This window comes from Mycobacterium lehmannii (assembly GCF_002245535.1).
GTDB classification, from domain to species: Bacteria; Actinomycetota; Actinomycetes; order Mycobacteriales; family Mycobacteriaceae; genus Mycobacterium; species Mycobacterium lehmannii.
Window position 1 is genome coordinate 153,498 of the sequence record NZ_NKCN01000002.1, and the last position, 21,205, is coordinate 174,702.

The 21,205-nt window shown below is 68.1% G+C and carries 24 protein-coding genes; 17 read left to right on the forward strand and 7 right to left on the reverse strand.

From position 1 onward, the window contains the following. Positions 1-18: 18 nt before the first annotated feature. Positions 19-669 (reverse strand): TetR/AcrR family transcriptional regulator, encoded by a 651-nt coding sequence (locus tag CEX87_RS03160; protein ID WP_064394803.1) that lies wholly within the window; start codon positions 667-669, stop codon positions 19-21. A 164-nt stretch (positions 670-833) separates the two neighbouring features. Here CEX87_RS03160 and CEX87_RS03165 point away from each other — a divergent pair, with 164 nt between their 5' ends. After that, on the forward strand, positions 834-1,625 hold the full coding sequence (locus tag CEX87_RS03165; RefSeq protein WP_094286209.1) for an SDR family oxidoreductase: 792 nt from the start codon (positions 834-836) through the stop codon (positions 1,623-1,625). 68 nt (positions 1,626-1,693) lie between these two features. Here CEX87_RS03165 and CEX87_RS03170 read toward each other — a convergent pair whose 3' ends face one another. Together CEX87_RS03170 and CEX87_RS03175 are read right to left on the reverse strand one after the other, a co-directional pair. Then, complete coding sequence (locus CEX87_RS03170; RefSeq protein ID WP_094286210.1) at positions 1,694-2,566, reverse strand: hypothetical protein; 873 nt, start codon at positions 2,564-2,566, stop codon at positions 1,694-1,696. Between the two features lie 134 nt (positions 2,567-2,700). Beyond that, positions 2,701-3,282, reverse strand: a complete 582-nt coding sequence (locus tag CEX87_RS03175) for a restriction endonuclease (RefSeq protein WP_094285946.1) — start codon at positions 3,280-3,282, stop codon at positions 2,701-2,703. A gap of 92 nt (positions 3,283-3,374) precedes the next feature. On the opposite strand from CEX87_RS03175, the gene CEX87_RS03180 reads away from it, so the two are divergent. The 4 genes from CEX87_RS03180 (at position 3,375) to usfY (ending at position 5,549) form a co-directional block, all read left to right on the forward strand. Continuing rightward, positions 3,375-4,055: a PAS and ANTAR domain-containing protein gene (locus CEX87_RS03180; protein WP_094285948.1), complete on the forward strand. Its 681-nt coding sequence runs from the start codon at positions 3,375-3,377 to the stop codon at positions 4,053-4,055. An 84-nt stretch (positions 4,056-4,139) separates the two neighbouring features. Further along, complete coding sequence (locus CEX87_RS03185) at positions 4,140-4,511, forward strand: hypothetical protein (protein WP_094285950.1); 372 nt, start codon at positions 4,140-4,142, stop codon at positions 4,509-4,511. Beyond that, entirely contained in the window at positions 4,508-5,140 is a 633-nt protein-coding gene (locus CEX87_RS03190) for a flavodoxin family protein (protein WP_094285952.1), read from the forward strand. Before CEX87_RS03185 ends, CEX87_RS03190 begins: the two co-directional genes overlap by 4 nt. A 100-nt stretch (positions 5,141-5,240) precedes the next feature. Then, positions 5,241-5,549: a protein UsfY gene (gene usfY, locus CEX87_RS03195; protein ID WP_064394797.1), complete on the forward strand. Its 309-nt coding sequence runs from the start codon at positions 5,241-5,243 to the stop codon at positions 5,547-5,549. A 56-nt stretch (positions 5,550-5,605) separates the two neighbouring features. Here usfY and mbp1 read toward each other — a convergent pair whose 3' ends face one another. Both mbp1 and CEX87_RS03205 read right to left on the reverse strand, forming a co-directional pair. Then, entirely contained in the window at positions 5,606-5,842 is a 237-nt protein-coding gene (gene mbp1 / locus CEX87_RS03200; protein ID WP_064394817.1) for a microaggregate-binding protein 1, read from the reverse strand. 105 nt (positions 5,843-5,947) lie between these two features. Continuing rightward, positions 5,948-6,151 carry a hypothetical protein gene (locus tag CEX87_RS03205; RefSeq protein ID WP_064426926.1) on the reverse strand — a complete coding sequence of 68 codons (204 nt, stop codon included), beginning with the start codon at positions 6,149-6,151 and terminating at the stop codon, positions 5,948-5,950. A 164-nt stretch (positions 6,152-6,315) separates the two neighbouring features. On the opposite strand from CEX87_RS03205, the gene CEX87_RS03210 reads away from it, so the two are divergent. Together CEX87_RS03210 and CEX87_RS03215 are read left to right on the forward strand one after the other, a co-directional pair. Next, positions 6,316-7,290, forward strand: a complete 975-nt coding sequence (locus tag CEX87_RS03210) for a glycosyltransferase (RefSeq protein WP_064417310.1) — start codon at positions 6,316-6,318, stop codon at positions 7,288-7,290. Positions 7,291-7,309: 19 nt separating this feature from the next. After that, positions 7,310-8,536, forward strand: coding sequence for a glycosyltransferase (locus CEX87_RS03215; protein WP_064394795.1), 1,227 nt, complete (start codon positions 7,310-7,312; stop codon positions 8,534-8,536). A gap of 5 nt (positions 8,537-8,541) precedes the next feature. Here CEX87_RS03215 and CEX87_RS03220 read toward each other — a convergent pair whose 3' ends face one another. Next, positions 8,542-9,426, reverse strand: coding sequence for a glycosyltransferase family 2 protein (locus CEX87_RS03220; RefSeq protein ID WP_064417309.1), 885 nt, complete (start codon positions 9,424-9,426; stop codon positions 8,542-8,544). Positions 9,427-9,463: 37 nt separating this feature from the next. Here CEX87_RS03220 and CEX87_RS03225 point away from each other — a divergent pair, with 37 nt between their 5' ends. The 9 genes from CEX87_RS03225 to CEX87_RS03265 are packed head-to-tail and all read left to right on the forward strand — an operon-like array spanning position 9,464 to position 19,467. Continuing rightward, positions 9,464-10,432 carry an NAD-dependent epimerase/dehydratase family protein gene (locus tag CEX87_RS03225; protein WP_094285954.1) on the forward strand — a complete coding sequence of 323 codons (969 nt, stop codon included), beginning with the start codon at positions 9,464-9,466 and terminating at the stop codon, positions 10,430-10,432. 7 nt (positions 10,433-10,439) lie between these two features. Then, on the forward strand, positions 10,440-12,095 hold the full coding sequence (locus CEX87_RS03230) for a carbamoyltransferase family protein (protein ID WP_064417307.1): 1,656 nt from the start codon (positions 10,440-10,442) through the stop codon (positions 12,093-12,095). After that, positions 12,092-13,585, forward strand: a complete 1,494-nt coding sequence (locus CEX87_RS03235) for an HAD-IIIA family hydrolase (RefSeq protein ID WP_064417306.1) — start codon at positions 12,092-12,094, stop codon at positions 13,583-13,585. Before CEX87_RS03230 ends, CEX87_RS03235 begins: the two co-directional genes overlap by 4 nt. Beyond that, a complete protein-coding gene (locus CEX87_RS03240; protein WP_064428548.1) occupies positions 13,582-14,601 on the forward strand; it encodes a glycosyltransferase family 9 protein in 1,020 nt (339 codons plus the stop codon). Before CEX87_RS03235 ends, CEX87_RS03240 begins: the two co-directional genes overlap by 4 nt. Next, positions 14,598-15,176 (forward strand): D-sedoheptulose-7-phosphate isomerase, encoded by a 579-nt coding sequence (locus CEX87_RS03245; RefSeq protein ID WP_064426904.1) that lies wholly within the window; start codon positions 14,598-14,600, stop codon positions 15,174-15,176. Before CEX87_RS03240 ends, CEX87_RS03245 begins: the two co-directional genes overlap by 4 nt. Next, entirely contained in the window at positions 15,169-16,524 is a 1,356-nt protein-coding gene (locus CEX87_RS03250; protein WP_064417303.1) for a PfkB family carbohydrate kinase, read from the forward strand. The genes CEX87_RS03245 and CEX87_RS03250 overlap by 8 nt, the downstream gene beginning before the upstream one ends. 17 nt (positions 16,525-16,541) lie before the next feature. After that, on the forward strand, positions 16,542-17,228 hold the full coding sequence (locus CEX87_RS03255) for an SDR family oxidoreductase (RefSeq protein WP_064426903.1): 687 nt from the start codon (positions 16,542-16,544) through the stop codon (positions 17,226-17,228). Beyond that, a complete protein-coding gene (locus tag CEX87_RS03260; protein WP_233151263.1) occupies positions 17,219-18,172 on the forward strand; it encodes a glycosyltransferase family 9 protein in 954 nt (317 codons plus the stop codon). Before CEX87_RS03255 ends, CEX87_RS03260 begins: the two co-directional genes overlap by 10 nt. Beyond that, on the forward strand, positions 18,169-19,467 hold the full coding sequence (locus tag CEX87_RS03265; RefSeq protein WP_064417301.1) for a UDP-glucose dehydrogenase family protein: 1,299 nt from the start codon (positions 18,169-18,171) through the stop codon (positions 19,465-19,467). Before CEX87_RS03260 ends, CEX87_RS03265 begins: the two co-directional genes overlap by 4 nt. On the opposite strand, the gene CEX87_RS03270 is transcribed toward CEX87_RS03265, so the two are convergent. Next, entirely contained in the window at positions 19,461-20,480 is a 1,020-nt protein-coding gene (locus CEX87_RS03270; protein ID WP_094285956.1) for a DNA topoisomerase IB, read from the reverse strand. The two genes, CEX87_RS03265 and CEX87_RS03270, sit on opposite strands and share 7 nt — an antisense overlap. 265 nt (positions 20,481-20,745) lie before the next feature. Here CEX87_RS03270 and CEX87_RS03275 point away from each other — a divergent pair, with 265 nt between their 5' ends. Beyond that, positions 20,746-21,177: an ATP-binding protein gene (locus CEX87_RS03275; protein ID WP_064394785.1), complete on the forward strand. Its 432-nt coding sequence runs from the start codon at positions 20,746-20,748 to the stop codon at positions 21,175-21,177. Positions 21,178-21,205: the final 28 nt, after the last annotated feature.

Consider the following 21,205-nt stretch of genomic DNA (forward strand, 5'->3'; position numbering starts at 1 on the left):
GCGCGCCGAAGGCACAGGTCAGCGGCGTTTCGGCGAGACCGCTTCGCGGAGGGCAGAAGGGATGCCACCGACCCGTCCGACGGCGTCGAACAAGGCGTGTGCGCACGCGTCGGCGACCGGACCGGCCTCGATGGACGGGTCCATGAGCCGTTGTCTGCACATCTCGAAAGTGAAGGCCAGCCAGCCGTAGACGGTGATGCGGAGATCGCGCTCCACCTTGGAGTCCAGGTCGTCGCCGACGGCGGCATGGATGCGGCCGAGGATGCGGTTGGCCTGACGGTCGTTGTCGGTGTCCTCGATGCCCCGCAGCACCGGGTCGGAGCGGCCCGATCCCACGTAGGCGGCCCATGCGCCGTGGGGGTGTTCGTCGTCGTAGCGCAGATACGCGAGCACACCCTCGCGCACCTGGTCGAAGAGGCTCTGCCCAGGGCGCGGTGGCACATTGGTGGCCTCGAACAGCCGCTCGCCCTCGGCGCGGATCACCGCGGCGAAGAACGCCCGCTTGTCCGGGAAGTAGTGGTACATCAGCGCACGCGACACTCCGGCGCGCTCGGCGATCTCGTCGATGCGGACCTCGTCGTAGGGCCGCTGACCGAACACCTCGGCACCGAGCGTCAGCAGTTCGCTGCGTCGGTCGGCGGGGGAGAGCCGCCGTCGGGACTCGGCCATGGCGTCATCCTAGTGAACACATGTCAAACAGCGGCTCTTCCGACGTGCCGCGGAGTATTCGAAGCCCTCGGGGGTAACCCCGAGTGCGAGACATTCCGCGAGCACGAGAGGCCATCAATGAGTTTCCAGAACAGCAGCAGTCCCCGCCGGGTGTGCAGAGCGACATGACCCCGGCCCCCGACTGCGGGGAGACGAGCTACCAGGGGTCGGGCCGGCTGACCGGTAAGCGCGCGGTCATCACCGGAGGCGACAGCGGAATCGGCCGTGCGGTCGCGATCGCCTACGCGCGCGAGGGCGCCGACGTGCTGATCGCTTACCTGAACGAGGACGGCGACGCCAAGGAGGTCCAGAAGTACGTCGAGGACGCCGGGCGCAAATGTGTGCTGATGCCCGGTGATCTCTCCGACCCGGCGCACTGCCGCGCCGTCGTGGACCGCGCCGTCGAGGAATTCGGCGGCATCGATGTGCTCGTCAACAACGCCGCCTACCAGATGACGCACGACACCCTCGACGAAATCAGCGACGAGGAGTGGGATTACACGTTCCGGCTCAACATCGGGGCGTACTTCTACCTCGTGAAGGCCGCGCTTCCGCACATGGGCGCCGGTGCGTCGATAATCGGCAGTTCATCGGTGAACTCCGACATGCCGAACCCGAAGCTGGCGCCATACGCGGCCACCAAGGCGGCGATCGCCAACTTCTCCGCGAGCTTGGCGGAGATGCTGGGCGAGAAGGGCATTCGCGCCAACAGCGTTGCACCGGGCCCGATCTGGACGCCGTTGATCCCCTCGACGATGCCGCCGGAGAAGGTCAAGCAGTTCGGGGAGAACACGCCGCTGGGCCGTGCGGGCCAGCCGGTCGAACTGGCGCCGGTCTATGTGATGCTGGCGTCCGACGAGGCGAGCTATGTGACGGGCGCGCGGATCGCGGTGACTGGCGGCAGGCCGATCCTGTAGCGTGCTGCGACCGGTCGATCGTGCGGTTTCATCCGCGACACGCCGAGTTCGCGTATGAAACCGCACGGTCACCATGTTTTCGGGCAGCCGCGGGCGATCAGCGCCTCGCCGACTCGCTCGAGAAAGATCCGCGGCTGGTTGTGCAACATGCCGCTGGTCAGTCGGATGTCGTTCCAGCCGAGACGCGGTAGCAGCCAGTACCGCTCGGCATCGGCCGTACGTTGTCGCGGGTCAGTCCAGTGGTGTGCGCCTTCGAAATCCACGCCGACGCGGTACTGCCGCCATCCGAGATCGATGCGTGCGACCACGCGCCCCGAACGGTCGAGCACCCGTATCTGGGTTTCCGGACGCGGAAATCCAGCCTGTATCAGCAACAGTCGGGTCAGTGATTCGTACGGCGACTCCGCGCCGCCGTCGACGAGGTCCAGTGTTCGGCGCAGCTGCCGCAAGCCGCGCACGCCGGGATGGCGCTGCGCCACCTCGTCGATGTCGGCGGGCTTGAGGTCCGTCGCATTCATCAGCGCGTCGATGCGTTGAACCCCTTCATCGAGCGGGAGCCGGCGGCCGAGGTCGAACGCGGTGCGCTCCGGCGTCGTCACGGGCATCCGGTGGGCCATCTGGATCTCCTCCGGCAACAGTGTGTCGCTGTGGACGGTGATCTGTTTCGGCGGTCGCCGATTGGACAACACGAGTTCGGCGGGGACGTCAGACTCGATCCATTTCGCGCCGTGTATTGCCGACGCCGATAGGCCTGCCAGTACGCCGCGTCGGCGTGACCACAGCCAGGCGGCTCTGGCCCGGTCGACGGCCGACAGCTCGGCCCCCCGCGGCACCCATACTCCGGGATAGATACCGGTGTGGCACTGCCGCAACTCGCGAAACGTCAGTAGTCCCGCGTCGAGTGCCTCGGTTGCTCGAAACGGCCAGTCGAGATCTTCCATGGCCGCAACGGTCGCGCCCCACCACGACATCGTTCGGCGTGAGAGCCCACGTTATCCACAGGTTTGCCGACGCGATTGTGCGGTCTCATCCGCTTCTCGCGGCGTGTCGCGTATGAAACGGCACGTTCGCGCAGTCAGGGCGCCGACGGCTCGAGCAGTCGCCGGATCGTCGACCGTAACCGCGGGAGGTCGGCGCCGCCGACCAGCTCACATCCGTGGAGCTCGGCGAGTTTGCGTGCAGCGGTGGTGAATTCGTGGTTCGTGACGACCATCGTCTTGGTGCAGTCCTGCATCGGCGCACCTGCCACCACTTCCTGCACGGCGGTCGCGCCGACCGGGCGCGACTGTCGTTTGCACTGGATGGCAAGGCGATCCGGTCGCTTGCCGACGATGATGTCGACGCCCCAGTCTCCGGTGATCGCGGTCATGATCACCGGCGCTCCGCACGACCGGGCCACTCGCGCCACATGATCCTCGAACTCCGGGCCCGACATCGCCGCGGTGAGGTCCTCGCGTGCGCTGGGAGTGGCGACGCCGACGAGCGTGCCTGCGAGGAAGCGCGGAAGCGCGGCGAGCACCAGCGGCGCGACCAGTCCTAGTGCGAGGCTCCACTGCGGGGAGACCCCGACCAGCCACCCCGCGACGCCCGCCGCCGAGGCCGTTGCCAGGTACAGCTTTACGCTCACGTCACGGATCGTAAGGCGCGACCCCGACATCCCCGCGTCGGCCGATCCGGTGCTTGTCCGAGAAACCAGTGGACGATCGTGCTGCAATACACGTGTGCGATCACCGGCGTTAACCTGCGATCATGAGTGACGAGCTGCCCGATACCGACGGGCAGACACCCGTCGAGCAGGCGCTTGCCGGCGGCGACCCGCACCGGGTGGGCTGGTTCCGGTTCTACTTCGCCGACGAACGCTGGGAGTGGTCGCCGCAAGTCGAACGGATGCACGGCTACGAGCCGGGTACCACGGAACCGTCGACGGAACTCGTGCTGTCACACAAACATCCCGACGACTACCGCCAGGTGGCGGCGACATTGGAGGAGATTCGCCGTACGTCGGGCGCGTTCTCCACCCGCCACCGGATCATCGACACCCACGGCGAGGTGCACCACGTGGTCGTGGTCGGCGACCAACTCTTCGACGACAACGATCAGGTAGTCGGAACCCACGGGTTCTATGTCGACGTCACCCCGTCCACGCTGCAGCGGCACGACAGGGCCTTCAGCGCGGCGGTCACCGAGATGGCGGAGGTCCGCGGCCCGATCGAGCAGGCCAAAGGGATGCTGATGCTGATCTACCGGATCTCCGCCGATTCGGCGTTCGAGTTGCTCCGGTGGCGGTCGCAGGAGACCAACACCAAGCTGCGAATCTTGGCCGAGCAAATCGCCAAGGATTTCCTCGGGCTCACCTATGAGGAGGAGTTGCCGCCGCGGTCGACCTACGACAGGCTGCTGCTCACCGCACACTATCGCGTTCGAGATTGAGGTTTACCGCACGTTTTGACCGGGAACTCTGCGCTGCGTCATACCTATTCCGCTGATTCAGCAGCAAATTCGGGAGTTCTCGTCGTGTACCACGGTCCCACCGAGCTGAGACAAGTCGACACCGGCATCCGCGACGCGGCACGGTTCGCCCTCGGGATCGGCGCGACCGGTGCCATCTTCCTGATCGGCGCGATGGTGTGGGTGAGTACCTGCCAGGGCGCGACGGCCGACAGCCTGGCTTGCGGGGCGCCCCAGCGGACCCTGCTGGCGCTCGCGGCACCCGCCGTTCTGTTGGTCGGCGGGCTGCGGGCGTTCTTCCGGGCCTATCAGCTCTGGCGCAGAGGCGATATGTCGTCGGCGTGGCAAGGCGCGGGATGGTTCCTGCTGGCGTCCATGCTTTTGGTGCTCACGACGAGCATGCCCGCCCTCACCGGGTTCCCGGTGTTCGGCGCATGAGCGCCCCCGCGAATGCAGACCGACCGCTGACCGCCGTGGCGTTGGTGTGCAGCCTCAAGCCCAGCCCCGCGGAGTCGAGCAGCGCGTTGATGGCCGAACACATCTGCGAGAAGCTGCGCGGTGCGGGTGTCGAGACGGAGGTGCTGCGCTGCGTCGACTACGCGATCGCACCGGGCGTCGAGGCCGACATGGGAGACGGCGACGAATGGCCCCGCATCCGCGAGAAACTGTTGCGCGCCGACATCCTGGTGTTGTGCACCCCGATCTGGTTGGGACATCCGTCCAGCGTCACGCAGCGTGTGCTGGAACGCCTCGATGCCGAACTGTCGAGCACCGACGACGCCGGCCGGCCGATCATGGTCGGCAAGGTCGCCGTGGTCGGTGTCGTCGGCAACGAGGACGGCGCTCACAAGGTGATCGCCGACTGCTTTCAAGGCCTCAACGACATCGGCTACACCATCTCGGCCCAGGGCGGCACCTACTGGACCGGCGAAGCGATGCAGAGCAAGGACTACAAGGATCTCGACGAGGTACCCGAGCCCGTCGCGTCGACGACTGCCGCGTTGGCCCGCAACGCAGCTCATCTCGCAAGGGCCCTGCGGGCAGACCAGTACCCGCCGTATGAGTGAAGGCCGGCGTTCGGCCGGTTTCTGCCCCTCTGCGGTCGGGTAGTTCTAGCGTTGTCAATAGCCCATACCCGGGCGGAGGTATGCCGAGAGAGGAGTACCGATGAAAAGCCCGAAGGACCCCGTCGACCACGCGAGGACGACGCGTCCGCACGCCGGGGAGTCGATGAAGGACACCAAGAACATGCCGGGGCTGATCCTCATCGGTATTGCCCTGGTGCTGTTCGTCTCGGCGCTGGCGGCTCACGGCGCCGACGAACACGGCGTCGGCGTCGGACTGGGCAGCGGGTCGGCTGTGCTGTTCATCATCGGCGGCGGCTGGCTGCTCGTAGAGCATCTGCGGGTACGTAAGATCGAAGATCGTTGGTACGCAGAACATCCCGAAGCGCAACGGCAAAAACCGAGTAGCTGACGCACGGAAAGAGAAAAGCCCAGCCGGTTCGGCTGGGCTTTCCCGATTTGGATCGGTTACTGCTCGTTCTCCTGGCGCTTCTCGGCGGCATCGGCGCCTGCGCGCGCAGATTCCGCCTCGGCTTCCTTCTTGGCGGCGTCCTGCTGGGCATCGGCCTTGTCCTGCTGGGCCTTGCCTTCGCGAACCATGTCGTCGCGGCCGGTGACGGTGCCGACCGTTTCCTTAGCTTTGCCCTTTACGTCTTCGACGACGCCCTTGATGCCTTCTTCAGGGCCACTGTTCTTCTCGGTCATGTTCACCTTCCGCAGTGCAGTGGATCAGTCCAACCACGAGGAACTTCCTCGCGCAGGTGTCGGGTTCCCGAGGGCCTGAACGACTAAACGCTCGCGCGTCCGGGCTCACTCCGCCGGCACGTCATCCTCGGGGTCAATCTCGACCGCCTCCAGCTGCTCCTGCCAGTCGGCGGGCGACGCCTCCAAAGGTGGATTCGGTTCCGAATCAGCGCCCGCCTCCTCGTCGAGAACCGGTTCGCTGGCGGTGCGCTGTTGTTCCACCGCGTCGGCCACGGGAACGTCGTCGGGCAGGCCTTCGCTGTCTGACATGCCCACCGGTGTACCCCCGGCCCACATAGCGAAACGGTGGTCGATGCCGCAGCTCATCCGCGCCCCGAAGTGAACCGTCCGGAATACGAATCGGCACTTGTCCGCGATGCGAAGAGTCGTGGGGGGACCGTTTTGCTGGTCAGGGGCTCGGGTAGGCGGGCCACATGTCGGCCGTCTCGAGTCCGCGTTCGGTGCTGCTCTGGCACGTACACGGGTCCTGGACGGAGTCTTTCGTCGCCGGCCGCCATCGCTGTGTGTTACCTGTGAATAGCGAGAGGGATGCCGACGGCCGAGGACTCTGTGGTCGGAATTGGCCACGCGCTGAGGAGGTTTCGCCGCCTGAACTGTATGACGAGCCGATCGATCTGGTGGTGTTGCAGCGTCCCGAAGAGATCGAGCTGACGAGCCGATGGCTGGGACGGCGACCCGGTCTGGACGTACCCGCCGTCTACGTGGAGCACAACGCTCCGCGACCGTTCGCGGTCGACAGCGTCCATCCGGTTGCTGAACGGAGCGACATCCCGATCGTGCACGTGACCGACTTCAACCGGCTCATGTGGAACAACGGTGCCGCGCCCACCCGCGTCATCACGCACGGGATTGCCGATCCGGGCTCGCTCTACCAGGGCGACGTCGAGGCCGCGGCGACGATGATCAACGAACCCTGCCGCCGCTGGCGCACGGTCGGTGCGGATTTGCTGGCGGCGTTCGGGCAAAAGGTCCCGATCGACGTGTGGGGCATCGACACCGACGTGCTCAGCGAATGCATCACGAGCCCGCAGGTGCGCGGGAGGGGCGACGTGCCCACTGCGGCGTTGCTGCCCGAGGTGGCCCGCCGTCGCGTGTTCCTGCACACCGCCCGATGGACGTCTCTGGGCCTGTCGCTGATCGAGGCGATGTTCATGGGGATGCCGGTGGTCGCCGTCGCCTCGACGATGGCACCACTGGTGGTGCCGCCCGAGGCCGGCGTGGTGAGCGTCGATATGGACACACTTTCGCGCGCTCTGTCGTCGTTCGTCGCAGACGGCGCGGCCGCCTCGGCGGCGGGTAAGGCGGCGCGCGATTTCGCCATGGCGCAGTTCGGAATCGATCGGTTCCTCGCGCAATGGGACGACCTCATCGATGAGTGCTGTCGATGACAACGAAAGGAGGGCGCCGATGAAGATCGCAATGGTGTCTGAACACGCCAGCCCGCTCGCCGCGCTCGGCGGGGTCGATGCCGGTGGGCAGAACGTACACGTCGCCGAGTTGTCGGCGGCGCTGACCAGACGCGGTCATCAGGTGAGCGTCTACACCAGGAGGGACGACCCGGAGCTGCCTGACCGCGTGGTCACACCCGAGGGATACACCGTTGTGCACGTCGCGGCCGGCCCGCCGGAGCCGTTACCCAAGGACGAACTCCTCTCGTACATGGGTCCGTTCGCCCAGTTCCTCGACGCCGACTGGGCTGCGGATCGACCCGATGTCGCGCACGCCCACTTCTGGATGTCGGGTATCGCAACGCAACTCGCCGCGCGCCATCTCAATCTGCCTGCGGTCCAGACGTTTCACGCGCTGGGCGTGGTGAAACGGCGCCACCAGGGTGTGCAGGACACCAGCCCGCCGGAACGGTTGCGCCTGGAGGCGACGGTGGCGCGTTCCGCCACCTGGGTCGCGGCCACCTGCACCGACGAGGTGTTCGAGCTGATGCGAATGGGGCGCTCCCGCAACCGGATCTCCGTGGTGCCCTGCGGCGTCGACCTCGACCTGTTCAGCCCGGAAGGACCTGTGGCACCGCGCTCCGAGCAGCACCGCATCGTCAGCGTCGGCCGGTTCGTGCCCCGTAAGGGTTTCGATGTCGTGGTGCGCGCGTTGCCCCATCTGCCCGATACCGAACTGGTGATAGTCGGTGGACCCGACCAGTCACAACTCGGCTCCGATCCCGAGGCACGTCGATTGATGGATCTGGCAACGGAATTGGGTGTCGCGGACCGAGTGATGCTGTACGGATCGGTGTCCCGGGCGGACATGCCCGCGATTCTTCGATCGGCCGACGTGGTGGCGTGCACTCCCTGGTACGAACCGTTCGGCATCGTGCCGCTCGAGGCGATGGCGTGCGGGGTGCCGGTGGTGGCGTCGGCGGTCGGCGGAATGCTCGACACCGTCGTCCACGACGTGACCGGACAGCTGCTCAAGCCCCAGCGGCCCGACGAGGTGGCCAAGACGGTGAACAGGCTGCTCCGCGACGACTTCCTCAGGCAGAGCATGGGCGCCGCCGGACGGGATCGCGCGCGGGCCCGCTACTCGTGGGACCGGATCGCCGCCGACATCCAGCGGATCTACGACCGATTGGTGCCGGTGCGGGTCCCGCAACCGGAGCCGGCGACGAGCCTGTCGTCCGGATGACCGGCTCAGCCCGACTCCAGCACCCTCACCGCTTCCTCCAGCTCACGGGGGAGCGGCCGCCGCTGGACGACCACCGCAGGAATCCGGGCCACGGCCTGGGCCGCACCCCTGGCATGGTCGCGGTCGCGCAGCGCCGCCACGGCCAAGCGCCCGCTTGCGCTGAGGCAGTGGCGGATCGGGCGTCGCAGCCATGTGGTGAGGACATCGTTGCGCAGCACCCTCGCGGCTTGGGCCGCGGACGCGGCGCGCACCGAGGACGGCTGGTGAATGGCCAGCAGTTCGGGGTAGTAGCAGAGGTCCCAGCCCGCCGCGGCCATATCGAGTGCGAGCAGTTGCTCCTCCCCGCGGAAGTGCAGGATGGGGCTGAAGCCGCCGGCTTCTTCGAATGCCCGCTTGCGCACCATGGCCGCGCAACTCATGAAGCCCAGGATCGACGGACCCGGCAGGTCCGGCCGCCTGCCGAGCGCGCTGTCGGCGAGCATCGCGCAGAACGAATCCTCCCGGCGCTGCGGCCAGACGATCGTGCGCGCGGCAAGCAGTCCCACCGATGGATGACGTTCGAAGGTCTCCGCACCGATCTGGGGAGCCTCCGGCATCCACCAGGAGTCGTCGTCGCAGAACGCCACGTACGGCGTGCGGCACGCCGCCACCCCGACGTTGCGTCCGACCGCGCCGAGGTTGGTGTCGAGCTCGACGAGTTCAAGGCGGCCTGCGGACCGTGCCGCCATGCCGTTGATGATCGCTGCGGTGTCGTCGGTGGAGGCGTTGTCCACCACGACGATCGGACACGGTGTCGTGTCGAGCAGCCTGGCCACCACGGTCGACAACTCCGCGGCGCGATTCTGGCTGGCGATCACGAACGAGACGTCGGTGGAAGCTGGGCCCTGCATGACCCAGACGGCTACCCGCGGAATCGGAAGGCAAACGATGCATGACATCAATCGCGCGCTGGTCACCGGCGGCGGAGGGTTTCTCGGAGGACACCTGTGCGAGCGACTGCTCGACAGGGGTGTCGAGGTGACCTGTGTCGACGACCTGTCCACCAGCGCGCCGACCGCCGCCGACCTGTTCGTGGACCGACCGGGATACCGGTTCGTCGCGCACGACATCACCGAGTCGCTGCCCGACCTGCCGTCGGGAATCGACACCGTCTTCCACCTCGCATCACCGGCCTCCCCGGTGGACTATCTGCAGTTGCCGATCCACACGCTTCGCACCGGGGCGCTCGGCACCTCACACATGCTCGAGTTCGCGCAGCGGTGCGGTGCGCGGCTGGTGCTGGCCTCCACCAGCGAGGTCTACGGCGATCCGTTGGAACATCCGCAGCGCGAATCGTATTGGGGCAACGTCAATCCGATCGGCCCGCGCAGCGTGTACGACGAAGCCAAGCGGTTCGCCGAGGCGCTGACATTCGCCTATCTGCGAGAGCGGTCGGCCGACATCGCCGTGGCGCGGATCTTCAACACATACGGACCGCGGATGCGGCACGACGACGGCCGGGTCGTGCCGACCTTCTGCCACCAGGCATTGACGGGTGAGCCGATCACGGTGAACGGAACCGGCGCCCAGACCCGGTCGTTGTGTTTCGTCGGCGACACCGTCGCGGCGCTGATCGCCCTGGCCGAATCCGATTGCACCGGACCCGTCAACGTCGGCAACCCCGACGAACTGACGGTGCTGCGCATCGCGGAGCTCATCCGGGATCTGGCAGCAAGCGACTCGCCGATCGAGTTCCGTCCGGCGCCGCAGGACGACCCGCAGCGCCGGTGCCCGGACACCTCGCTGGCGCGCGAGCTGCTGGGGTGGCGTCCGCGAGTCAGCTACACCGACGGCCTGTCGATGACCGTCGACTGGTTCCGCCGGAAATCGGCAACCGTTGCACTGCAGGGGAGTTGAGGAAGTCATGCGCATTCTCGGAATCAACGCGGTGTTCCACGATCCGGCTGTCGCGCTCGTGGTGGACGGTCAGATCGTCGCGGCCGCAGAGGAGGAGCGGTTCACGCGCCGCAAGCACGGCAAACAGGCCGTGCCGTTCTCGACGTGGGAGTTGCCGGTGGAATCGGCGCGTTGGTGCCTCGAGCAGGCGGGCCTGAAACCGTCGGACCTGGATCTGGTCGGATACTCCTACGACCCGCGCCTGATGGACGAGTCCACCGACGGGCTCGCCGGCCTGGACCGCGACTGGGAGTACCTGCGCACGCTCTACGCCGACCGGGCCCCCCGTTTTCTGCGGTCCGCCCTGCCCGGGCTCGACCCGGGCATTGTGCGGCACGTCCGCCATCACGTCGCGCACGCCGCGTCCACCGCGTTGGCCTCCCCCCACCCCGACTGCGCGGTGCTGGTCGTAGACGGCCGTGGCGAGCGGTCCTCGATGCTGGCTGGGAGCTATCGCGACCACAAGCTCGACGTGCTCGCGACACAGTCGCTTCCGCACTCGCTGGGTCTGTTCTACGAAAGCCTCACCGAGCACCTCGGATTCAAGCGCTCCAGCGACGAGTACAAGGTGATGGCGATGGCGTCCTACGGGACGCCACGGTTCGCCGACAGGTTCCGCGAGGCGGTCTACGCCTGCGCCGACGGTGGTTTCCGCACCGAACCGGTGGACTGGAACTCGATCACTCCCGCCCGTGCGCCCGGCGCGGGGAAGGGACACGCGCTGGACCGGCCCGAACCCGAGCACGCCGACCTGGCGTGCAGCGTCCAGACGGTTGTCGAGGAAGTGCTGCTCGACCTCGTCGGCTGGCTTCGCGACCGCACCGACCACGAAAGCCTCTGTCTGGCAGGAGGTGTCGCCCTCAACTGCGTGGCCAACTCGAAGATCTTCCGCAGCGGCGGCTTCTCGAACGTGTGGGTGCAACCCGCAGCGGGGGACTCGGGAACCGCGCTCGGCGCGGCACTGGCGCTGGCGGGCGACGCCGGTGAACCGATTGCGCCGATGCCGTCGGCGGCGCTGGGCCGCGGGATCTCCGACGACGAGATCGCCGCGGTGCTCACCGAAGCCGCGATACCTCACGAACGGCCCACGGATCTGGCCGGCGCGATCGGAGACGCGTTGGCTGACAACAAACTCGTCGGCTGGTTCCAGGGTCGTGCCGAGTTCGGGCCACGCGCGCTCGGCCAGCGATCACTGCTGGCCGACCCCCGGCGCATCGAGAACCTGGAGCGACTCAACACCGTGAAGGGCCGTGAACAGTTCCGGCCGGTCGCCCCAATGGTGCTCGCCGAACGCGCCGCCGAGATCTTCTCCGGCGGACCTATTCCGAGCCCGTACATGTTGTTCGTGCACGAGGTCGCCGCCCAGTGGCGGGACCGGATTCCCGCGGTCACCCACGTCGACGGCACCGCACGCATCCAGACCGTCGACCGCAGCCACCCACTGCTGCACGACACGATCAGCAGGTTCGCCGGCCGCACCGGTGTCCCGGTGATCGTCAACACCAGCTTCAACACCGCCGGGCGGCCGATGGTCGACACCCCGCGCGACGCACTCGAATGTTTCGGCAGCGCACCGATCGACGTGCTGGCGATCGGTCCGTTCATCGTGAGGCGGCCGGCATGACGCCGTCGTTCTCGGTCGTGGTACCGACGGTCGGGCGGCCGTCGCTGCACCGCCTGCTCGCAGAATTCGACGGGTCCGCCGGGCCGGCACCGGCTGCGGTGATCGTCGTCGACGACCGCCCGCGGCCTCATCCGCCGCTGGAGGTGGACTCACGGCTTCCGGTCACCGTGCTGCGCAGCGGGGGACGAGGGCCGGCGGCCGCCCGCAACACGGGCTGGCGTGCGACCCGGACCGAATGGGTGTGCTTCCTCGACGATGACGTTGTCCCGCAACCTGACTGGTTCACCGCGCTGGTCGAGGACCTGGCCAAGGCCGACGTGGAGTCGGCCGCAGGCTCACAAGCGGTGATCGAGGTGCCGCGAGTGGCCGGCCGCAAGGCCACCGACGACGAACAACGCACCCAGCGACTCGCCGAGGCCAAGTGGATCACCGCCGATATGGCTTTCCGGCGCGACGTCCTGGTCGACGTCGGGGGGTTCGACGAACGGTTCCCCCGGGCCTACCGAGAGGACTCGGACATCGCGCTGCGAATCAATCAGGCCGGCAACGGGATTGTCCGCGGATCCCGCCGGTGCACCCATCCGGTCGCGAACGCCACGCTGATGAGCAGCGTGCGCGCCCAGATCGGCAACCGGGACAACGCGTTGCTTCGCCGCAAGTTCGGCAGGCGCTGGCGCTCGGCGATCGGTGAGGGTCGAGGCCGGGTCCCGGCGCACTCGGTGACCACGGCCGCAGCCGTCGTCGCGGCGCTGAGTGCGGTGGCGCGCCGCTGGCGCGTCGCGCGCACCGCCGCCGCGGCATGGGCGCTGCTGACCGGACAGTTCGCGATCCGCCGGTTCTGGTCCGGACCCCGAACCTTCACCGAGGCCGCACGGATGACGCTCACCAGCGCGCTGATCCCGCCGGTCGCGGTGTGGCACCGCGTGGTTGGGGAGTGGGCGTTTCGCAGCGCGCGGCGCGATCCGCCGCTGGCGGTGTTGCTCGACCGCGACGACACGATCATCGAGGACGGGCCCTACCTCAACGATCCGGCCCGTGTCCGCCCGCTGCCGGGCGCGCACCGCGCATTGGATCGGTTGCGTCGCAACGGGTTACTGCTGGCCATCGTGAGTAACCAGTCCGGGGTGGCCAAGGGGTTGATCAGCACCGAACAACTCGAATCCGTCAACGCGGAGGTCGATTCGGCGCTGGGCCCGTTCGACTCGTGGCACCTGTGCGCGCACGACGCCGACGACGAATGCCGCTGCCGTAAACCCGCTCCCGGCATGGTCGAAGACGCCGCCGCCGCGCTGGGCGTGCACCCCTCCCGGTGTGTAATGATCGGCGACACCGGCGGAGACGTCGAGGCCGCGCTGTCCGCGGGCGCCGACGCGATACTCGTGCCCACCGACCGCACGCTGCGCCAGGAGATCAGTGAGGCACTGATCAAGGCGCGCGTCGCGACGAGCATCGACGAAGCGGTGTCCATGGTGCTCAGGGACTGCCGATGAGCCGGGCGGTCGTTGCGCGCTTGGACAGCGCAGGGGACGTGTTGATCACCGGCCCCGCGGTCCGCGCCGTGGCCGAAACACACGACGAGGTCACCTTTCTGGCTGGGCCGCGCGGGCGAGCCGCCGCCGAGCTCCTGCCCGCCGTCGACGACATCATCGAGTGGCAGGCGCCGTGGGTGGACTTCGACTCACCCGAGCTGACCGCGGGACACGTGGAGGCGTTGGTCAAACAGTTGCGCGACATCGCCCCCGAGCGGGTCTACATCTTCACGTCGTTTCATCAGTCCCCGCTGCCGCTGGCATTGATCTGCCGGATGGCTTCGGTGCCGTGGGTCGGGGCGATCAGCGAGGACTATCCCGGAACACTGCTCGACCTTCGCCACCACGTTCCCGACGGCATACCCGAGCCCGAGCGTGCGCTGTCGTTGGCCACGGCGGCCGGTTGCGAGCTGCCCGACGGTGACGACGGCACGCTGCGGGTGCGGCAGCCACCGCCACTGCCCACCGAAATCGCCGAATCAGCGGGCGATGCACCGTTTGTCGTCTTCCATCCCGGAGCCGCCGTGCCCGCGCGTCGACCGACCACGCAGCGCAGCATCGGCATGGTCGAGGCACTCGTCGCCGCTGGGTACCGGGTCGTCGTCACCGGCGATCCCGGCGAAAGCGAGCTCACCGCTGCGGTAGCGGGGGAGTCGGCCACCGACCTCGGAGGGCGCACGACCCTGGAGACGTTGGCGGCCGTCTACGCCGCGGCGCGGATGGTGATCGCACCCAACACCGGGCCCGCCCACCTGGCGGCGGCCGTCGGCACACCGGTGGTCTCGTTGTTCGCTCCCGTCGTGCCCGCCTCACAGTGGAGCCCGTACGGGTCCACCGTCATTCGGCTCGGAGACCAACAGGCCCCCTGTCGGCTCACCCGGGCCCGCGTCTGCCCGGTGCGCGGGCACCCGTGCCTGGACGGCATCACCGACGACGAACTGCTCGACGCGGTCAACCGAATTGGAGGACGGCAATGAATCCGACGATCGAAACCCACTTCTCCGCATTGTCACAGGCGGCCCGCCACCTCACACCGGAGGCGCCCAAGCTGGCCGCGTGGGGGCGACGGCTCGCCGATGTCCTCACCACCGGCGGCCGGCTACTCGCGTGCGGCAACGGCGGTAGCGCGGCCGAGGCGCAACATCTGACCGCGGAACTGGTCGGCCGCTTCCGAGACGAGCGAATGCCCATGTCCGCCATCTCGCTACACGCTGACACCTCGGCGCTCACCGCGATCGGCAACGACTACGGAATCGACGAGATATTCGCCAGAGGCGTGCGCGCACACGGTAGGCCGGGCGACGTACTGGTCTCGCTGTCGACCAGCGGGACGAGTCCGAATGTGCTCGCTGCCGTCAAGGCTGCACACGAAACCGGCCTCGCTACATGGGCCTTCACCGGCCCTCAGCCCAATCCCCTCGCCGCGATGTGCGACGACGCCGTCTGCGTCGAAGCGCCGACCACCGCGACGGTCCAGGAGGTCCACCTGCTCCTCGTGCATGCGCTGTGCATCGCCGTCGACGAGGTTCTGTCGGGGGCCTCCCATGAGTGAGCCATTGGTCGTCATCGGCGATTCCATGCTCGACGTCGATATCGAAGGCACCGCAACCCGGCTCAGTCCCGAGGCGCCCGTCCCGGTCGTCGACACCGAACGGATATGGCGACGCCCGGGCGGGGCGGGACTGGCCGCGGTGCTCGCCGCGCGGACGGGCTGCGATGTGGTGCTGGTGACCGCGGTCGGCGACGACGCCGAAGGCCGCGCGCTGACCGACCTGCTGGCCGATGCCGGCGTGCGGGTCATCGGTTTGCCGATGGCCGGGAACACGGTGTGTAAGACCAGGATCCGTGCGGCCGGGCAGTCCATGCTGCGGCTCGACCATGGTGATGGAGCAGCCGCTGGGGACGCGGTACCCCCCGAGGTGGCCGAGGTGCTCGGGCAGGCCGCCGCGGTCTGTGTGGCCGACTACGGGCGCGGCATCACCGCGCACGGTGAGGTTCGCAAGCTCATCGCCTCGGCCGCGCGGCGAGTGCCGACGGTATGGGACCCGCATCCGCGCGGGAGCGAACCTGTCCCGGGCTGCTGGCTGGTCACCCCGAACCAGGACGAGGCGGCGGGACGCTCGGCGGAGTCATTGCGCGAACAGTGGGCGGCGCGAGCGGTGTGCGTGACCCTGGGTTCCAGGGGTGCACTCCTGGCCACCGACACCCGGAACGAGCACCACCCCGTGCGGGATTCGGTCGCACGGGTTGACCACGGCGACACCTGCGGCGCGGGGGACCGGTTCGCGATCGCGGCCACCATGGCACTCGCGGCGGGTAAGGGTGTTCACGACGCCGTCGCCGACGCGGTGGACGCCGCCAGCAGGTTCGTCGCCGCCGGCGGTGCGGTTGGTGTGTCGAGCGCCGCGGCAGTCGGTGGAACCCATTCGGCGGCAACGTCGACCGCGCTCACCGGTGACATCGCCGAGGTCCGGGACCGCTTGCGCCGGCGCGCAGGCCGGCTGGTCGCCACCGGCGGCTGCTTCGACCTGCTGCACACCGGTCATGTCCGCCTGCTGCGGCAGGCGCGCGATCTCGGCGACGCGCTTGTGGTGCTGCTGAACTCCGACACCTCGGTGCGCGCGCTGAAGGGACCGCGCAGGCCCGTCGTCGCGGATCAGGACAGGGCACGGGTGCTCGGCGCACTGGCATGTGTCGACGCCGTGGTGATCTTCGACGAACTGTCACCAGAGGCGGCGCTGGAGCAACTGCGGCCCGACATCTGGGTCAAGGGCGGCGACTACACCGAGGCCGACCTTCCCGAGGCCGACGTGGTCCGCCGCCACGGCGGTGAGGTCGTGCTGCTGCCGACCGTCGCCGGTTACTCATCGTCAAATCTGATCGCCGCAGCGCGGTCGTGAACCGAAAGGAACTCTCAATGGCTCTGGGCAACATCATCATCACCGGCGGCGCGTCGGGACTCGGGGCGGCCACGGTGGAAGCCGTTGCGCGCCAGGGCGGTACGCCGCTGGTGATCGACCGCAACGATCCGAAACCGGGTGTGGCCTTCGCGCGGGCCGATCTCGCCGACACCGAGGCGGTGGAGGCGGCGGTACGTGAACTGGCCGATCACGTCGGCGGTCAGGTCCACGGCGTGTTCACCGCCGGAGGCACCGACATGTGCGGCAAGCTCGCCGATGTCGCGGTCAAGGACTGGGAACGCGTCATCCACGTCAACCTGCTGGGCACCGCGGCGGTGATCCGCTCGGCGTTGCCGTACCTGAAGGACACCGGCGGCCGGATCGTCACGTGCGCATCGACTTTGGGGATCAAGGCCGTCAGCGACGCGACCGCGTACTGCGCCTCCAAGTTCGGGGTCATCGGATTCTCCCGCGCGTTGGCCGCGGAACTGGCGGGGGACGTCGGTGTCACGACGCTGATCCCCGGCGGTATGCACACGGCGTTCTTCGACAGCCGCGACGAGCAGTACAAGCCGCCGCCGGACGCAAAGCTCAACCGGCCCGAACACGTTGCCGACACCGTCGTGTTCGCCCTGGCTCAGCCGGCCGGGTGCGAGGTGCGTGAGCTGGTGGTGTGCGCGTCCACGGAGTCTTCGTGGCCGTGAACCCGGAGGCCATCCCTGAGACCATCGTGGTCCTGCGGGCGCTGGGCCTCGGGGATCTGCTCACCGGGATTCCGGCGCTGCGTGGGCTGCGGCGGGCACACCCCGACGCCCACATCGTGCTCGCCGCCCCGGAACGCTACCGCGATCTGGTGATGCTCACCGGTGCGGTCGACGAGCTCGATCCCACACCCGGCCTCGGCCGGCTGCGTCCCCGCAGCGACCCGCCCGCACTCGCGGTCAACCTGCACGGCTCCGGCCCCGAAAGCATCGCCGATCTGCTCGCGATACGGCCCCGAACCCTGATCAGTCACCGGCATCCCGCATATCCGGGGGTCGACGGCCCACCGTGGCGGGCCGAACTGCACGAGGTCGACCGCTGGTGTGCGCTGCTCGAGTGGGTCGGAATCACCTGTGATTCACAGGATCTGGCGATCCAGCGGCCGGACGGCTATCCGAACCGCTCGTCGACGGTGGTGATCCACCCGGGCGCCGCATCCGCCGCGCGGCGGTGGCCAGCGGATCGTTTCGGACAGGTCGCCGCCGCGCTGCGAAACCGGGGCCACGACGTGGTCATCACCGGCGACGACAGTGAAGTCGACCTTGCCCGGTCAGTGGCTGACGCCGCGCGGTTGCCCCGATCCAGCGTGCTCGCAGGCACTCTCGGCCTGCTCGAACTCGTCGCGCTGATCCACGATTGCCGCTTGTTGATCTGTGGTGACACCGGCGTCGGACACATCGCGACCGCGACCGGCACGCCGTCGGTGCTGCTGTTCGGTCCGACACCGCCGAACCGGTGGGGCCCGAGGGGAGCGGGTCCGCACATCGCGGTGTGGGCCGGTGACAAGGGCGATCCGCACGCCGACCAACCGCACCGGGGGCTGCTGCTGATCACGGTCGGTCGCGTACTCGCCGCCACCGAGAGCTTGTTGAAGGACTGTGCATGAACACCATCCGAGTCGGGGTGATCGGTGCGGGCTACGTCGGCCTGACGACCGCGGTGTGTCTGGCCGAACGTGGTCACGACACGGTGTGCGTCGACGTCGACGCCCGCCGCGTCGCGCAGCTCCGCAGCGGTGTTCCCCTGCTGGACGAGCCCGGCCTGGCCGAGCTACTTTGTCACGGATTGGACTCCGGGACGCTCGAATTCACTGTCGAATATCCGGATCTGGCCGAGTGCGACGTGGTGTTCATCTGCGTGCCGACGCCGAGCGGATCCGACGGATCGGCGGACCTGTCGGCGGTCGACGCGGCGGTCGAGCAACTCGCCACCGTGCTGCGACCGGGTTCGGTGCTGGTGCTCAAGTCGACGGTTCCGGTCGGCACCACCCGGCGGGTCGAACAGCGGTTGCGGCAGGCCGGAATTCGCGGGGTCTCCAATCCCGAGTTCCTCCGCGAGAGCCACGCCGTATACGACTTCCGTAACCCCGACCGCATCGTGATCGGCGCCGAAGACGACGAAGCCGCCGAGCTGGTGTCGCGCGTGTACGGAAACCACGCGCAGATTTTCCGGATGAGCCCGGAAAGCGCGGAGTTGGCGAAGTACGCCAGCAATGCATTTCTCGCGGTGAAGATCTCCTACGCCAACTCGCTGGCCCGGCTGTGCGCCCGGATGGGCGCCGACATCGCCGACGTCACCCGCTGCATGGGAGCCGACGTGCGCATCGGTGCGCACTTTTTGCAACCGGGACCGGGGTGGGGCGGATCTTGCCTGCCGAAGGACACCGCGGCCATCCTGCACACCGGCAGGGTGGCGGGCGTGGGCCTGCCGGAGATCGAATCGGCTCGCTTGACGAACGCCACGCAGGCCGCGCGGATCGCGTCGACGCTGGCCCGGTCCATGGCCACTCCGCTCGGCCGGGCCCGGATCACCGCGCTGGGTCTGACGTTCAAGGCCGGTACCAGTGACCTGCGTGATTCACCGGCGCTGACGATCTGCGCCGATCTGGTCGGGACCGGGGCGCAGGTCACCGGATACGACCCGAGGCTCCCGGCGATGGATCAGTCGCGGTTGCGGGGGTCGTCGATCGTCGCCGTCGACGATCCGTATCTGGCGGCAAAAGACGCCGACGCCATCGTGGTGCTCACCGAGTGGCCGGAGTTTCGCGAACTGGACTGGGCCCTGATCGCCGAGCACGCGCCGGGAGCCGTCGTCGTCGATACCCGCAACCTGCTCGATGCAGCGCTGCTCACCGATTTCGGGCTGACCTATCTGGGCAACGGGAGCCCGTCTGGTTACTGACCTTTGGCGACCTTGCGGATGAGGCGGGCCGTGCCGCGGTCGAGCACCTCCTGCCGTTCGGCCAAAGTCTTCATCTTCGCGGCACGGCGGGCGGCCGAGGCGATGGTGAGCTCGGACTCGTAGGCCTGCACGACTCGCGGGTCGACGTAGGAACCTCGGGCCACCGCGGGAGTGTTGCCGAGTTCCTCGGCGACCTCCTTCATCACGGCGGTCTCGACGCGCTTGATCACAGTCTTGTTGACCGGCGGGTCGGCATCGACGAACGCCGCTGCGGCCAGCACCGTGCCGTGCCACGTTCGCAGGTCCTTGACCGTGTACCGATCCCCGACGAGCTCCTTGAACCGTGTGTTCAGGTCGTCGGCGTGGATGTCGATCCAGCTCGAACCGCTGCGGCACACCAGTAACCGCTCGGTGCGTTCGGGGCGGCGCAACAGAGCCCGTACCGAGCGGACCGCTTCGGGGTCGTCGATCAGCAGCGTTCGTCGCACCCCGCTCTTGGCGGGGAAGTCGAACTCGATCGCGTTGCGCTGCAGCGTCACGTGTTCACAGCGCAGTGTGGCGATGCCGTACGAGTTGTTTTCCTCGGCGTACTGCTCCGAGCCCGAGCGGAAGAAGCCGAGATCGGCCAGGTGCAGCGCGAGTGCCAGCACCCGGTCGCGGTGCAGGCCGCGGCTACGCAAGTCCGCCGCGATGCGCCTGCGCATCTCGGGCAGCGCGGCAGACATCTCCAGGACCCGGTCGAACTTCTCCTCGTTGCGCTCCTCCTGCCACCTCTGGTGGTACAGGTATTGGCGCCGGCCCGCGGCGTCGGTGCCCACCGCCTGGATGTGCCCGTTGGGATGCGGGCAGATCCACACCTTCTTCCAGGCGGGCGGGATGACGAGCTCCTTGATGCGTTGCAGGGTCTTCTCGTCGGTGACCGGGCTCTCGTCGGCATGGTGGTAGGAGAACCCGCGTCCGCGGCGCAACCGGCGCAGGCCGGGACCGCTGACGACGCTACGGCGAAGTCGCATGTTTGGACCCCGAGCGCACAGGGGTAAAGAACCCCCACCATGGAGAAGTCTTACTTTGTCGCGCCGTCAAAATGCCGCTCGTCACAGTCGGGTTCGCTGTTTTGTCGGCCCGAGGCGTCGCGCGCGGGGTGGGAACTTCTCCATGACCGGATAAATACCCGCGCCGGCGTCCCGCACACGTCGTCGTTCGGGGATCACCGGAGTACTCGTGGTTAGGTGGGATCCGACCTGGGGTAATCTCGCTTCGACATTGCCGGGAGGTCAAATGGCCGACGTCGCCAACAAGAACAATGGGCACGGGCACGGCGCGCGGTCGGTGGAACTCCGGGTCGCCGCCGAACTCGAGAACCTTGCGGTGCTGCGCACCCTGGTCGCCGCGGTGGCGACCTTCGAAGACCTGGACTTCGATGCGGTCGCCGACCTGCGTCTCGCGGTCGACGAGGCCTGCACCAGGCTGATTCGATCCGCGGTACCCAACTCCGTACTGCTGCTCGTCATCGACCCACGCGACGACGCGGTCGTCATCGATGCGTCCACCACGTGTAAGAGTTCCGACATCCTGGCGCCCGGTAGCTTCAGCTGGCACGTGCTGAGTTCGCTGACCGATGAAGTGAAGACCTTCGAGAACGGGCAGGGGCCCGAGAACGCCCAGGTGTTCGGGATCTCCATGACGACGAGACGAGCGACGCTGCAGTGACGCCGTCGACGTCACAGGGTTCGTCGTC